Source organism: Serratia sp. (in: enterobacteria) (assembly GCF_052400455.1).
Classification (GTDB): Bacteria; Pseudomonadota; Gammaproteobacteria; order Enterobacterales; family Enterobacteriaceae; genus Serratia; species Serratia ureilytica.
This window is the reverse complement of sequence record NZ_CP185812.1, coordinates 1,129,669-1,142,920: the sequence shown is the minus strand read 5'-3', so window position 1 is coordinate 1,142,920 and position 13,252 is coordinate 1,129,669. Positions and strand designations below refer to the sequence as shown.

The 13,252-nt window shown below is 59.5% G+C and carries 13 protein-coding genes, 1 tRNA gene and 1 pseudogene; 8 read left to right on the top strand and 7 right to left on the bottom strand.

All coding sequences use genetic code 11. The features are described 5' to 3' along the window. Positions 1-7 precede the first annotated feature (7 nt). The gene (locus ACORQT_RS05435) at positions 8-1,504 is read left to right on the top strand and encodes an NCS1 family nucleobase:cation symporter-1 (protein WP_072626559.1); all 1,497 of its coding nucleotides are present in this window, start codon (positions 8-10) and stop codon (positions 1,502-1,504) included. Positions 1,505-1,681: 177 nt separating this feature from the next. Here the strand turns inward: ACORQT_RS05435 and ACORQT_RS05430 are convergent, their stop codons facing one another. Further along, complete coding sequence (locus ACORQT_RS05430) at positions 1,682-2,929, bottom strand: O-antigen ligase family protein (RefSeq protein WP_060659843.1); 1,248 nt, start codon at positions 2,927-2,929, stop codon at positions 1,682-1,684. Positions 2,930-2,980: 51 nt separating this feature from the next. Continuing rightward, positions 2,981-4,141: a putative lipopolysaccharide heptosyltransferase III gene (gene rfaQ, locus ACORQT_RS05425; protein WP_198793338.1), complete on the bottom strand. Its 1,161-nt coding sequence runs from the start codon at positions 4,139-4,141 to the stop codon at positions 2,981-2,983. Positions 4,142-4,777: 636 nt separating this feature from the next. On the opposite strand from rfaQ, the pseudogene ACORQT_RS05420 reads away from it, so the two are divergent. Beyond that, positions 4,778-4,918 (top strand): annotated as a pseudogene (locus ACORQT_RS05420) (integrase); the annotation flags it as partial. Between the two features lie 24 nt (positions 4,919-4,942). Here the strand turns inward: ACORQT_RS05420 and ACORQT_RS05415 are convergent. The 3 genes from ACORQT_RS05415 to ACORQT_RS05405 all read right to left on the bottom strand — a co-directional run bounded on the left by ACORQT_RS05415 (position 4,943) and on the right by ACORQT_RS05405 (position 5,630). Next, positions 4,943-5,019, bottom strand: a tRNA-Arg gene (locus tag ACORQT_RS05415). Positions 5,020-5,115: 96 nt separating this feature from the next. After that, positions 5,116-5,424, bottom strand: coding sequence for a hypothetical protein (locus ACORQT_RS05410; RefSeq protein ID WP_072628240.1), 309 nt, complete (start codon positions 5,422-5,424; stop codon positions 5,116-5,118). Continuing rightward, entirely contained in the window at positions 5,421-5,630 is a 210-nt protein-coding gene (locus ACORQT_RS05405) for a hypothetical protein (RefSeq protein ID WP_042783825.1), read from the bottom strand. The genes ACORQT_RS05410 and ACORQT_RS05405 overlap by 4 nt, the downstream gene beginning before the upstream one ends. Positions 5,631-5,835: 205 nt before the next feature. On the opposite strand from ACORQT_RS05405, the gene folD reads away from it, so the two are divergent. Together folD and ybcJ are read left to right on the top strand one after the other, a co-directional pair. Continuing rightward, positions 5,836-6,702 (top strand): bifunctional methylenetetrahydrofolate dehydrogenase/methenyltetrahydrofolate cyclohydrolase FolD, encoded by an 867-nt coding sequence (gene folD, locus ACORQT_RS05400; RefSeq protein WP_004940177.1) that lies wholly within the window; start codon positions 5,836-5,838, stop codon positions 6,700-6,702. A gap of 10 nt (positions 6,703-6,712) precedes the next feature. Beyond that, on the top strand, positions 6,713-6,925 hold the full coding sequence (ybcJ, locus tag ACORQT_RS05395; RefSeq protein WP_033642141.1) for a ribosome-associated protein YbcJ: 213 nt from the start codon (positions 6,713-6,715) through the stop codon (positions 6,923-6,925). 58 nt (positions 6,926-6,983) lie between these two features. On the opposite strand, the gene cysS is transcribed toward ybcJ, so the two are convergent. Continuing rightward, a complete protein-coding gene (gene cysS, locus ACORQT_RS05390; protein ID WP_033642140.1) occupies positions 6,984-8,369 on the bottom strand; it encodes a cysteine--tRNA ligase in 1,386 nt (461 codons plus the stop codon). Between the two features lie 309 nt (positions 8,370-8,678). Here cysS and ppiB point away from each other — a divergent pair, with 309 nt between their 5' ends. The 4 genes from ppiB (at position 8,679) to purK (ending at position 11,644) form a co-directional block, all read left to right on the top strand. Next, positions 8,679-9,173 (top strand): peptidylprolyl isomerase B, encoded by a 495-nt coding sequence (gene ppiB, locus ACORQT_RS05385; protein WP_016928800.1) that lies wholly within the window; start codon positions 8,679-8,681, stop codon positions 9,171-9,173. A gap of 10 nt (positions 9,174-9,183) precedes the next feature. After that, positions 9,184-9,906, top strand: a complete 723-nt coding sequence (locus ACORQT_RS05380; protein WP_033642139.1) for a UDP-2,3-diacylglucosamine diphosphatase — start codon at positions 9,184-9,186, stop codon at positions 9,904-9,906. A 149-nt stretch (positions 9,907-10,055) separates the two neighbouring features. Further along, on the top strand, positions 10,056-10,580 hold the full coding sequence (gene purE / locus ACORQT_RS05375) for a 5-(carboxyamino)imidazole ribonucleotide mutase (RefSeq protein ID WP_004940188.1): 525 nt from the start codon (positions 10,056-10,058) through the stop codon (positions 10,578-10,580). Next, a complete protein-coding gene (gene purK, locus ACORQT_RS05370; RefSeq protein ID WP_016928803.1) occupies positions 10,577-11,644 on the top strand; it encodes a 5-(carboxyamino)imidazole ribonucleotide synthase in 1,068 nt (355 codons plus the stop codon). The genes purE and purK overlap by 4 nt, the downstream gene beginning before the upstream one ends. A gap of 64 nt (positions 11,645-11,708) precedes the next feature. On the opposite strand, the gene ACORQT_RS05365 is transcribed toward purK, so the two are convergent. Further along, a complete protein-coding gene (locus ACORQT_RS05365; protein ID WP_033642138.1) occupies positions 11,709-13,115 on the bottom strand; it encodes a sugar porter family MFS transporter in 1,407 nt (468 codons plus the stop codon). Positions 13,116-13,252 lie beyond the last annotated feature (137 nt).

Below are 13,252 nucleotides of genomic sequence, written 5' to 3'. Positions count from 1 at the left end.
AGGTTTCATGCCACATTCAACACACATGCATCAGGTTTCGGCCAAAGACGCGACCGCCGGCTACAGCCCGCGACTGTGTAATGAAGATCTCGCGCCGACGCGCGACCAAAACTGGAGCTGGTACAACATTTTTTCATTCTGGATGTCGGACGTGCACAGCATGGGGGGCTATGTGGTCGCGGCGAGCTTTTTCACGCTCGGGTTGGCCAGTTGGCAGGTGCTGCTCTGCCTGCTGATCGGCATTTGCATCGTACAGCTGTGCGCCAACCTGGTGGCGAAGCCAAGCCAAATGGCCGGCGTGCCTTATGCGGTCATCTGCCGCCAGGCGTTTGGCGTCTTTGGCGCCAATATCCCGGCGGTGATCCGCGGGCTTATCGCTTTCGCCTGGTATGGGATCCAGACCTACCTTGCGGCCAACGCCCTGATGCTGGTGCTGCTCAAGTTCTGGCCGTCGCTGTCCACACTCACCGGAACCAGCTTCCTCGGCCTGTCGCTCCTGGGCTGGCTATGCTTCGCCACCATGTGGCTGCTGCAGGCGATGGTCTTTTGGCACGGCATGAACGCCATTAAGCGCTTCATCGATATCGCCGGGCCGGCAGTCTATGTGGTGATGCTGGCGCTGGCGGGCTGGATTGTATACAAGACCGGTTTTGACGGGATTTCCTTTACCCTGGCCAGCAAATCGCTGACCGCCGGGGAGCAGACCTGGCAAATGATCACCGCCACCGCGCTGGTGGTCTCCTACTTCTCCGGGCCGCTGCTCAACTTCGGCGATTTCTCCCGCTACGGCAAAAACATGGGCGAGATCCGCCGCGGCAACCGCTGGGGCCTGCCGTTCAACTTCCTGCTGTTCTCCATCGTCACCGTAGTGATTGTTTCCGGTACACAATCGCTGTTTGGCCACATGATCACCGACCCGATTGAAACCGTCAGCCGCATTGGAAACGATCTGGCGGTCGCCATTGGCCTGCTGACGATGATCACCGCCACCATTGGCATCAATATCGTGGCCAACTTCGTCTCGCCGGCCTTTGACTTTTCGAACTGTTCGCCGCAGAAAATCAGCTTCCGCACCGGCGGGATGATTGCCGCCGTTGGGTCGATTCTGCTGACGCCGTGGAATTTGTTTAATTCGCCGGAACTTATCCACTACACCCTCGACGTGCTGGGCGCCTTTATTGGCCCGCTGTTCGGCATCCTGATCGCCGATTTTTATCTGATCAAACGCGGCCAGGTATCCGTGGACGATCTGTTTGATGACACCCCGAAAGGCAAATACTGGTACCGCAACGGTTTTAACCCGAAAGCCATTGCCGCGCTGCTGCCGTCGGTGGCCATTGGCCTGATCATCAGCTTTATTCCGGCTCTGCACCAAGTGGCCAACTTCAGCTGGTTTATCGGCGTCTTCCTCGGCGCGACCGCCTACCGCTGGCTGGCCCGCGATGAGCGCACCGCCGTGGCCGGTCCGGCGTTCCGGGCGAAGGTGATGGCGCAAAAAGAGTAATTCCGCCCACAGCAAACTGCGCCGGAAGGGAAAAAAGCCATCCGCAACCGTGCCGCCCCGGCGTTAACGCCGGGGCGGCCGTTGTGAGCGAACCAGGCGGCCGCCGGCTTTTCACCGATGCGCGGAGGAGCGCTGAGCGCCGCGTTCAAGCGCGTATTTTCGAAGCACTTCAACCCCCTATCGCATCTGGGGTTGAGGCAAATCTGCATGAAGAGACGGCGGAGTGGTGAGGGAAAGCCCGGCCAGTAAGGCGGCGATAATGACAAACAGGTGCCCTTCGGACGAGTCCAGCAGGAATGAATTGAACAGATGGCAGGCCATGTAGCTGCTGAGCACCGCAACGAACAGATTTCGGCGCGCCGGCGGCAAGCGCCAGGCGACGCGGTAGCAACTCCACATCCAGGTGAGGAACACCATCAATCCCAGCAAGCCGCTCTGCACCGTTTCCAGCAGGTATTCATTGTGCGGATTATGCACGCCATAGCCGGTGGATGGATTGCCGTACCAAAAGCTGCCGGCACCGTTGCCCAGCAGCGGGGATTGCTTTATCAGTCGCAGGGCTTCGCGGGCGAAGGCGGTGCGTTGGCCCATGGAGTTGTCGCAGGCCGCATAAGCCGTTTGGGCCGGGGCGAAAACGCACCCCTGAATTTGCTGGACGCCCAGCGTCAGGCGCTCCATGGCGCGATTGGGGGTCATGACCAGCATCACGACAGCCAGTATGCCGCAGGCGAGCACGGCCACTTGCTGCTTGCGCCGGAGGGTAAGCAATAACCAGATACCCATGCCAACGGCCAATGCCACATACCCGGTACGCCCCTGCACCATCAGCAGAACATTAACCGTCGCCAACAACACCAGTCCCGCATACCCCCAGCGCCGTTTTCCGCTACAGGCAAAAGCACGCGACAACCAGACCAGCGCCGCCAGCGCCATAAACACGTTTTGGGTGATTTGCAGCTTAAACACCGTAGGGTTGTCGGGGTTCAGCCCGCCCAATGTGACATGGCCAAGCCCGCTCATGAAGCTGATGGCCAATATCGCGGCATTGGCCCACAAAAAGCCGCGGACAAATTGCGTCATCAGCCGCGAGTCGGCCAGAAAGAACAGCGCCAGCGGCAGGACATACAGCAATTTTTGGTATTTGCCGACCATTTTGGGGCCGTAGGCGTGAGCATGCGTCAGCAATGACAACGCCAGCAGCGCAAACATCAGGGCCGGCAACCAAACCAGGGGATGACAAGCCAGTGCAGCCCACTGCCGGATATCGCGCAGCCAGAGCAGACAGACGACAACCAGCCCCAGTGAGATATTCATCAGGGGATTGGAGGTCGGGAGGGAGGCTCCCAGCAAAAAGGCGGTAAACGCAAACAACCGTTGCTGAAGGGGCGTCTGTATCGACGAGGAAACTGCTGAGTTGAATAGCATCGTGGCGTACTCATTGATAAGAGAAAAAACACGGTGGAAGGCCGCGCAGGGTTAACGCTGCACAGACCCGACGAGGGATGCCAGTTGCCTGTTAACCGCCTGTATCACATCGCCGGCCGGGATGGCCGCGAGGTAACGCTCGCGGGTATTGGTGTCAACGGCGTCCGGGGCGGGCAGCGGACGATAGTCTCCGGCCCACAGCAACGTGTGGGGCGCCTGCCACGGGGACCATCGCGCGAGGTCGCTGGGCCCGAACAGCACCACCGAGGGCGTATTCAGCGCGGCGGCCATGTGCATCGGCACCGAATCGACCCCGATAAACAGCCGCGCCCGGTCAATCAACACCGCGAGCTCCGGCAGCTCCAGACGCCCGGCCAGATTAATCACCCGCCGCGGTAACAGGCAGCGGGCCATGATGGCGCTTATCATGGTGGCTTCATCTTGCGTGCGTCCGCCGGTGAGCACCACCGTTCTGCCCTGGGCGGTCAGGTGGTTAATCACGGCGCTGAATCCGTCCACCGTCCAGGTCTTGAAAGCCCAGCGTGCGGTCGGCTGTATCAGCACAAAATCGGTCAGGTGATGGCGTCGACTGAGCCGGTCAACGTCATCCACATCAGATTGCCGCCAGGCCTGCGTCACCTGCGTGATTGTCGTGGGCAAGGCCAGTGGCGCCAGAATGCTGAGATTATTCAGCACGGTGTGCTGCGCCGGGCCGGCAACGTCGACCAGTAGCGAATGGCAGGCCCGCCAGAGTCGATTGTCGCGTTTGGGGTAGCGAAACCCCAGACTGAAGGTCGGTTTGAGAAAACGGCAATACAACGCCGCCCGCCACTGATCGGAGAGGTTGATCACCAGATCGTAATGGCCGGTCCGCAGGCTGTTCCATAACGCATATTCGCCGCGGTATTGCGCTTTCAGCCCTTGGCGCTTGAGCTCTCGATCCACGGTAAAGGCCAGATAAACATCCTGATTGCCGGCCAGCATCGCCTCGGTGCCGTCATAGACCAGCACATCGATCAACGCATTGGGGTAGTTGACGCGCAATGTGCTGAGCACCGGCGTCATCAACAGGACGTCGCCAAAGTGGCGCAGCTTGATGACGAGAATGCGTTGCACGCTATCCCGGTGCAAAAGCGCATTGGGCACCCGGCGATCGGGGAGTGTGGCCAGCGGGGATACGGGGCGTTTGCCGGTGGTGCGATGGGCATTCATGGTTCGTCGCCTCAGAAAAATACAAAAGGCCACTGCAGGGCCGAAAGAGTCCGTGAGGATAAAAATAGCGCTGCGCCACGGTTCGAAACCCCGAGAATGCTGCAGGGAGAAAACGCCGTTCTCTCTGCCGTGCTCCCTGAACCGTCAATCTCGTTATCGCGGGAAAGCGGGCAATTAGCAGACGTTCTCGTCATGGCTGAGTACGGGGGTTTTATCCTGATAAATTGTCGAGCGCTACGTGGTATTCACCGGATGAATAAAGAGTTACCGCCGAATAATATCCTGCCCGATCTTAACGGCGACCGTGCAGCAAAGATAATTGGTTGTGCAGATCAATAAGATCTTACCGATCGTTGAAAACGATCAATCCTTTACAAATTGCAGGGTTACCGAGAAAATTCCCAACCCATTGAGGTTATTAATGTCTTTTATTGCTGCACCGTGCGGCGCGTGCTGAACTTACTCCCCGACCGGAGAGCCCGGTGCGGGAAGTGAACCATCGTTAGCGAATAAACGTGGGAGGGAGAAATAGGAGTTTTCACCGGTGGAACAGCGGCGCCGAGGCCGGATACCTAATCACTCGCCAAGCGCAGAAATTGCACGACCGTCGAAAAGCTGAGCTTTGGAGAATAGACCGGCTGGGTGAGCATAGAAATGGTTCAGCGATACGCTCACCTTACACCGAACCATCTCACTGAGCATGCGAGGCAAATTGATGCGATTTTCGGAGGTTTAGTCCCAAATCTGTCCCATGATGAAATCGGAAAGACGGGATGAAAGGCGTAACTCATTGATACTTAATGGCACGCCCTACAGGAATTGAACCTGTGACCTACAACTTAGAAGGCTGTTGCTCTATCCAACTGAGCTAAGGGCGCATTGAGATGCGGCAACCTGTGGTTGCGGGTTGCGATTATACGGTCAGAGGTTAGCGAGTCAATGCCTTTTCATGACGTTACGGCGGCGACGGTGCTTTATGGCGTTTTTTCCGCCAGCGCCCGTGCGGCGGCCCGCGCTATGCTGCGTTGCGCCAGGCCGACAGCGGTATCGCCTGGCTTGCGTTCGGCCCCTTGCCGCCCATCGCCCCGCCGCAGGCAAAGGCGCACGGACTGAACGACCGCCGTAATGTCGCCCCAATCGGCATGCTCAACCACCTGCATGTTGCAGGTCGCCTCCCCTCTTTTCCCCAGAGCGGAGTCAGGGCGTGCGCTGTTTAAAGAAGCCTGGCTCCACGGCGCCCAAGCCAGCAATAGCGCGCACCCTACCCATGCGCTGCCGTTCATGCGCACAGCTTCCGCCACAGGGCGCTCAGGCGCGCCCGCCACGACGGCGTCGCCTGGTGCTGACAAAGCTGATGCAGCGCGGTGAGTTGCTCACTGTCCGCCGGATGCAGCGAAGAATCGAACACCGTCTCACCAACGTGCTTAGGCTGCGCCGGTTGCTGATCAGGCTGATGATGCAACGGATAAAGCCGGGTTATCGCTCTCATGATCCTGCCCTCTTTCGCCCTGTGTATGGCCCCAGCGTATGCAAATGCCGGTAAAAATGGCGTAGAGGTTCCTGAAGCCGGCATAAAAAAAGCGTAAATCGGTCTCGGCAACGGTGGCGAGGGTGATTCTGCGCCTGACAGCGCGCTCAGCTTCTGACAGAATAGCGGCATCCCCGCTTTTCTTAATTGATGGATTTCCACACTGATGTCAGCAAAGATTATTGATGGTAAAACGATTGCGCAGCAGGTTAGAAACGAAGTGGCTGAGCAAGTGAAACAACGTCTGGCGGCCGGCAAGCGCGCGCCAGGGCTGGCGGTTGTGCTGGTCGGCGAGAATCCGGCTTCGCAAATTTACGTCGCCAGCAAGCGCCGCGCCTGCGATGAAGTCGGCTTCCTCTCCCGCTCCTACGACCTGCCCGCTGCCACCAGTGAAGCCGAGCTGCTGGCGTTGATCGACCAGCTGAACGCCGATGAGGAAATCGACGGCATTTTGGTGCAGCTGCCGTTGCCGGCCGGCATCGATAACGTCAAGGTGCTGGAACGCATCCATCCGGACAAAGACGTCGACGGCTTCCACCCGTACAACGTCGGCCGCCTGTGCCAGCGCGCGCCCAAGCTGCGCCCATGCACGCCGCGCGGCATCGTCACCCTGCTGGAGCGTTATAACATCGATACCTACGGCCTGAACGCCGTGGTGGTCGGCGCGTCCAACATTGTCGGCCGCCCGATGAGCATGGAGCTGCTGCTGGCCGGCTGCACCACCACCGTCACCCACCGCTTCACCAAGAATCTGCGTCATCACGTCGAGAACGCCGATCTGCTGGTGGTGGCGGTCGGCAAACCCGGCTTCATTCCGGGCGACTGGATCAAACCGGGCGCCATCGTGGTTGACGTCGGCATCAACCGCCTGGAAAGCGGTAAAGTGGTGGGCGATGTCGATTTCGACGCCGCCAGCGAGCGCGCCGCCTACATCACCCCGGTGCCGGGTGGCGTTGGCCCGATGACCGTGGCTACACTGATCCAAAATACCTTGCAGGCCTGCGAGGAATATCACGACGTTCAACCTAAATAAGTAAGGCAGTATGGAAATTTTCAATCTGGACAATCATCCCCATGTCGAACTGTGCGATCTGCTGAAGTTCCAGGGCTGGTGTGAAAGCGGCGGCGCCGCCAAAGAAGTCATCGCCGAAGGGCAGGTGAAAGTCGACGGTAAGGTCGAAACCCGCAAGCGCTGCAAGATCGTCGCCGATCAGGTGGTGGAGTTCGGCGGCGGCAAGGTCATGGTTAAACCCTAACCCGCAGCCATAGAAAAAGGCGCTGAATTCAGCGCCTTTTTTGTTTCCTTCTGCCGGATTACTTACGGCGCCAGGTGGTGCCCTGCGGGCCGTCTTCCAGCACGATGTTCATCTCGTTCAAGCGATCACGCGCGGCATCCGCCAGCGCCCAGTCCTTGGCGGCGCGCGCTTCGTTACGCTGTTTGATCAGCGCTTCGATCTCCGCCACTTCGCCGTCGTCAACCTGTGCGCCCCCTTGCAGGAACTGCTCCGGCTCCTGCTGCAGCAGGCCAAGCACGTTCGCCAGCTTGCGCAGTTCCGCCGCCATGCCGCTGGCCGCCGCCATGTCTTCCCCCTTCAGGCGGTTAACCTCGCGCGCCAGATCGAACAGCGCCGAGTAGGCTTCCGGGGTGTTGAAGTCGTCGTCCATCGCTTCGCGGAAGCGGGCTTCGAACGCCTCGCCGCCGGCCGGCGCGGCATTGGCGTCGGTGCCGCGCAGCGCGGTATAGAGGCGCTCCAGCGCGGTGCGCGCCTGCTTGAGATTCTCTTCACTGTAGTTCAGCTGGCTGCGATAGTGGCCGGACATCAGGAAGTAACGCACCGTCTCCGCATCGTAATGGCCGAGCACGTCGCGAATGGTGAAGAAGTTATCCAGCGATTTGGACATCTTCTCTTTGTCGATCATCACCATGCCGGAGTGCATCCAGTAATTGACGTACGGGCCGTCGTGGGCGCAGCTCGACTGCGCGATCTCGTTCTCGTGGTGCGGGAACATCAGATCGGAACCGCCGCCGTGGATGTCGAAGTGGGTGCCCAGCTGTTTGCAGTTCATGGCGGAGCATTCGATGTGCCAGCCCGGACGGCCCGGCCCCCACGGCGACTGCCAGCTCGGCTCGCCCGGTTTGGACATCTTCCACAGCACGAAGTCCATCGGGTTGCGCTTAACGTCGTCGATCTCCACGCGCGCGCCGGCCTGCAGCTGCTCCAGATCCTGGCGCGACAGCAGCCCGTACTGCGGATCGCTGTCGATGGAGAACATCACGTCGCCGTTGCTGGCCACATAGGCGTGATCGCGATCGATCAGGCGCTGGGTGATCTCGATAATCTCGGCGATGTGTTGGGTCGCGCGCGGTTCGCTGTCCGGGCGATCGATCAGCAACGCGTCGAAGTCGGCATGCATTTCCGCCAGCATGCGTTCGGTCAGTTGATCGCAGGTCTCATGATTTTCCGCCGCGCGGCGGATGATTTTGTCGTCCACGTCGGTGACGTTGCGCACGTAGTTCAGCGAATAGCCGAGATAGCGCAGGTAACGCGCCACCACGTCGAAAGCGACAAAGGTACGACCGTGGCCGATGTGACACAGGTCATAGATGGTTACCCCGCACACGTACATGCCCACTTTCCCGGCATGAATGGGTTTGAATTCCTCTTTTTGACGACTCAGGGTATTAAAAATCTTTAGCATCGGGAGATTCCGTGGTGTGCGTGATAACAAAAAAGATAACCGGGCTTCAGGTTTAACGCCCGGTAGCGTATTGAAACCTGAAGCCTGATCTATTGCAAGGTTAAGGCCATGCTTTGCTGACTTCACGCGAAGAAAAAGCGCAAAATTCGCCGGCCGGCGCAATTGTTATAATATAACATAAATACAATTACCACAGACAGTGCGCGGTTGAGCCGCTGCTGACTCGCTGGGGCGGATATGTTATAAGGGCGGTCTGAATGTTCACTCGCTTTACGTGACGTCTCACTTCACCTTGTTAGGATTAAAACTATGGTTACTTTCCACACCAATCACGGCGATATCGTTATCAAGACCTTTGCTGACAAAGCGCCGGTTACCGTTGAAAACTTCCTGAACTACTGCCGCGCCGGTTTCTACGACAACACCATCTTCCACCGTGTGATCAACGGCTTCATGATCCAGGGCGGCGGTTTCGAGCCGGGCATGAACCAGAAAGCGACCAACGCGGCCATCAAGAACGAAGCCAACAACGGTTTGAAAAACACCATCGGCACCCTGGCAATGGCGCGCACCAACGATCCGCACTCCGCCACCGCACAGTTCTTCATCAACGTGGCTGACAACGACTTCCTGAACTTCCGCGGCGAAAACGTGCAGGGCTGGGGCTACTGCGTGTTTGCTGAAGTGGTTGAAGGCATGGACGTGGTCAACAAGATCAAAGGCGTGAAAACCGGCCGCAGCGGCATGCACCAGGACGTACCGGTAGAAGACGTGGTGATCAACAGCGTGACCGTCAGCGAGTAATCGCGGCTGCATGAGTACGCTGTTCATCGCAGATCTGCACTTGTGCGCACAGGAACCGGCAATCACTGCCGGTTTTCTGCGTTTTTTACGGCGCGAAGCGGTGCACGCCGACGCGCTGTACATCCTCGGCGACCTGTTTGAAGCCTGGATCGGCGACGACGATCCCGAGCCGCTGCACGCGGAGATCGCCGCGGCGCTGAAAGCGCTGCAACAGGCCGGCGTGCCCTGCTATTTCATCCACGGCAACCGCGATTTTCTGCTCGGCAAGCGCTTCGCCCGCGCCAGCGGCATGCAGCTGCTGCCGGAAGAAAAAGTGCTGGAGCTGTACGGCCGCAGGATCCTGATCCTGCACGGCGACACCCTGTGCACCGACGATCAAGCCTATCAGCAATTCCGCCGTAAAGTGCACAACCCGCTGATTCAAAAACTGTTCCTCGCGCTGCCGCTGCGCTGGCGACTGAAGATCGCCGCCAAGATGCGCGCCCGCAGCCAGCAATCCAACCAGTACAAGTCGGACGCCATCATGGACGTCAACCCGCAGGCGGTCGAGCAAACGATGCTGCGCCACGATGTGCACTGGATGATCCACGGCCATACCCATCGCCCGGCGGTGCATCGGCTGGCGTTGAGCAACGGCGAAGCCCATCGCGCGGTGCTGGGCGCCTGGCACGTCGAAGGATCGATGATCAAAGTCAGCGCCGACGCCGTCGAGCTGATCCAATTCCCGTTCTGAGTTCCGCACTGGCGCGCGGGTGAAAATTCGCGCTTTCGCCGGTGAAAACCGGCGACGCAACCGTTTTCCTCGCCGTGCGCTCATGGTATGCTCTACGCCCTCATTCGGCCCTCAGCCGACGCCAGACAAATCACAGGAGCCTTACACCCATGGGAGCCAACGCCGCTTCAGCCGCCAATGCCGGGGCTAAAATCGCAATTGTAATGGGATCGAAAAGTGACTGGGCCACCATGCAGTTCGCCGCCGAAGTCCTGACCCAGCTCGATGTCCCCTTCCATGTCGAAGTCGTTTCCGCTCACCGCACGCCGGACAAGCTGTTCAGCTTCGCCGAGCAGGCTGCCGCCAACGGCTTTGACGTGATCATCGCCGGCGCCGGCGGTGCCGCGCATCTGCCGGGCATGCTGGCGGCGAAAACGCTGGTGCCGGTGCTGGGTGTACCGGTGCAAAGCGCCGCGCTGAGCGGCGTGGACAGCCTCTACTCCATCGTGCAGATGCCGCGCGGCATTCCGGTGGGGACGCTGGCGATCGGCAAAGCCGGCGCCGCCAACGCCGGGCTGCTGGCGATGCAGATCCTGGCGCTGCACGACGCCGCGCTGGCGCAGCGTTTGGCGGACTGGCGTCAGGCGCAGACTGAAGACGTTTTGAACCACCCCGATCCGCGGGAGGACGCATGAAGCCGGTTTGCGTATTGGGCAACGGTCAGCTGGGGCGCATGCTGCGCCAGGCCGGCGAACCGCTGGGCATCGCCGTCTACCCTGTCGGCATCGATGCCGAACCCGAGGCGGTGCCGTATCAGAACAGCGTCATTACCGCCGAGATTGAACGCTGGCCGGAAACCGCGCTGACGCGCGAACTGGCGACTCACAGCGCCTTCGTCAACCGTGACATCTTCCCGCGTTTGGCGGATCGCCTGACGCAAAAGCAGCTGCTCGATCAACTCGGCCTGGCGACCGCGCCGTGGCAGCTGCTGGCGAGCGCCGCCGAATGGCCGCAGGTGTTCGCTGCGCTGGGCGAGCTGGCGATCGTCAAACGCCGGGTCGGCGGCTATGACGGCCGCGGCCAGTGGCGCTTGCGTCCGGGGCAGGAAGCCGAACTGCCGGCCGATGCCTATGGCGAGTGCATCGTCGAGCAAGGCATCAATTTCTCCGGCGAAGTGTCGCTGGTGGGCGCGCGCGGCCACGACGGCCGTTCGGTCTTCTACCCGCTGACCCACAACCTGCATGAAGACGGCATCCTGCGCGCCAGCGTGGCGCTGCCGCAGCCCAATCCGGCGCTGCAGCAACAGGCCGAGCAGATGCTGGCGGCGATCCTGAACGAGCTGAACTACGTCGGCGTGATGGCGATGGAGTGCTTTATCGTCGGCGATCGACTGTTGATCAACGAACTGGCGCCGCGCGTGCACAACAGCGGCCACTGGACGCAAAACGGCGCATCCATCAGCCAGTTCGAGCTGCACCTGCGCGCCATCCTCGGCCTGCCGCTGCCGCAGCCGGTGGTGAGCACACCGTCGGTGATGGTCAACCTGATCGGCACCGCCGTCAACGAACAGTGGCTGTCGCTGCCGCTGGTGCATCTGCACTGGTATGAGAAAGAGGTTCGCCCGGGCCGCAAGGTCGGCCACCTAAATCTGAACGACCCGAGCGCCGCCGATCTGCGTCAAGCGCTGCAGGCGCTGGCGCCGCTGCTGCCGGGCGAATACCAAAGCGGGCTGGCCTGGGCACAGCAGAAGCTGGCTTAACGGTTTACACCGCCGAAAAGAAGAAGGTTCAGCCCAGGCTGAACCTTTTTTATTGCCGCAAAGATCAACGCGAGCCGATATTACGCAACGGTTTGCCGGCCATCAGATTGCGCTCAATGTGTTCCAGTGAAATATTTTTGGTTTCCGGGATCAGCGCCAGCGTGATGAAAACAAACAGCACGTTAAGCCCCGCGTAGACCCAAAAGGTGTGAGCGCTGCCCAACGAATTCAGCATGGTCAGGAACGTCGCCCCCACGATCATATTGGCTATCCAGTTAGTGGCGGTGGAACAGGTGATGCCGAAATCGCGGCCTTTCAATGGCTGGATCTCTGAGCACAGCACCCAAATCAGCGGGCCGGCGCTCATGGCAAAGCCGACGATAAACATCAGCAGCATGACGATGGCGAAATATTGCTCCGCCGCCGAGTTCATGCCGATGTTCATCATGGTGCCCAGCGCCCCCATGCCGACGGCCATCACGATAAACCCAAGGATCAAAGTGGGCTTGCGGCCCCAGCGGTCAACCAGCCCAATAGCGATAAAGGTGGCCAGCACGTTGACCAGACCGACGATCACCGTGCCCCACATCTGCTGTTCCGTACTGGCGAAGCCCGCCAGACCGAAAATCTTCGGCGCGTAATACATGGTGACGTTCATCCCGGTGAACTGCTGCATCACCTGGAGAAGAATGCCAAGGAAAACCGCGCGGCGGAAATTTTTATTGCCTTTGAACAACGCCCAACCGCTTTGCTTCAGTTTGAGGCTTTCACGAATTTCATTCAGCTCATACTGCGCCTGGGCACTGCTGTCGCGCAGCTTCTCCAACACCTGACGCGCTTGCTCATGGCGATTACGCGAGGCCAACCACCGCGGGCTGTCAGGCAAAAAGAACACGCCGACCAACAACAGCCCGGCCGGGATGGTGATGACACCCAACATCCAGCGCCAGGCGCCGGTATAGCTGAATGCCGTATCAGACAGGTAAGCGGCCAGAATGCCGATGGTGATCATCAATTGATACATCGAGATCATGCTGCCGCGAATTTTCTCCGGCGCGATTTCAGAAAGATAAATCGGCGCGGTATAAGAAGCGATCCCCACCGCCAATCCCAGCAGAATACGTGAAACGATCAACACCTCCACGTTGGGAGCGAACGCAGAACACAGCGATCCCGCCACGAAGAGGATTGCGCCGATCATCAAACTGTATTTGCGCCCCAGCCGGAAGTTCATCCAGCCGCTGCCGATGGCGCCGACGGCGGCGCCAAACATCATTGAGCTGACCACCCACTCCTGCTGAGAGCTGGTGATCTGAAAAGTGTCGGTAATAAACGGCAGGGCGCCGGCGATCACGCCGATATCAAGACCGAACAGCAGGCCGGCCAAGGCGGCTAAAAAACAGACGAAAAAAGTCATGCCGACATGAGTCGGGCTTTTCTCCGCCGGTGTCACTTTGACGGTATCGCTCATACAGCCTCCAGGAGAAAACGGTCATCAGTGTGCGACATGATAGGAGGCAATGCGTCGGAGATAAGTGAGTGCGATCACATTAGTGAAAACGGTTACATTCCATTAAATCTTTTTAGGCCGTTTTTTATGGCGGATGA

Excerpts from the sequence above, each read along its gene's own strand:
- rfaQ (WP_198793338.1), bottom strand. The coding sequence starts at position 4,141 with ATGAATGCCCATCGCACCACCGGCAAACGCCCCGTATCCCCGCTGGCC.
- cysS (WP_033642140.1), bottom strand. The coding sequence starts at position 8,369 with ATGCTAAAGATTTTTAATACCCTGAGTCGTCAAAAAGAGGAATTCAAA.
- purK (WP_016928803.1), top strand. The coding sequence starts at position 10,577 with ATGAAGCCGGTTTGCGTATTGGGCAACGGTCAGCTGGGGCGCATGCTG.
- purE (WP_004940188.1), top strand. The coding sequence starts at position 10,056 with ATGGGAGCCAACGCCGCTTCAGCCGCCAATGCCGGGGCTAAAATCGCA.
- ACORQT_RS05430 (WP_060659843.1), bottom strand. The coding sequence starts at position 2,929 with ATGCTATTCAACTCAGCAGTTTCCTCGTCGATACAGACGCCCCTTCAG.
- ACORQT_RS05405 (WP_042783825.1), bottom strand. The coding sequence starts at position 5,630 with ATGAGAGCGATAACCCGGCTTTATCCGTTGCATCATCAGCCTGATCAG.
- ACORQT_RS05410 (WP_072628240.1), bottom strand. The coding sequence starts at position 5,424 with ATGAACGGCAGCGCATGGGTAGGGTGCGCGCTATTGCTGGCTTGGGCG.
- ACORQT_RS05365 (WP_033642138.1), bottom strand. The coding sequence starts at position 13,115 with ATGAGCGATACCGTCAAAGTGACACCGGCGGAGAAAAGCCCGACTCAT.
- folD (WP_004940177.1), top strand. The coding sequence starts at position 5,836 with ATGTCAGCAAAGATTATTGATGGTAAAACGATTGCGCAGCAGGTTAGA.
- ACORQT_RS05435 (WP_072626559.1), top strand. The coding sequence starts at position 8 with ATGCCACATTCAACACACATGCATCAGGTTTCGGCCAAAGACGCGACC.
- ybcJ (WP_033642141.1), top strand. The coding sequence starts at position 6,713 with ATGGAAATTTTCAATCTGGACAATCATCCCCATGTCGAACTGTGCGAT.
- ppiB (WP_016928800.1), top strand. The coding sequence starts at position 8,679 with ATGGTTACTTTCCACACCAATCACGGCGATATCGTTATCAAGACCTTT.
- ACORQT_RS05380 (WP_033642139.1), top strand. The coding sequence starts at position 9,184 with ATGAGTACGCTGTTCATCGCAGATCTGCACTTGTGCGCACAGGAACCG.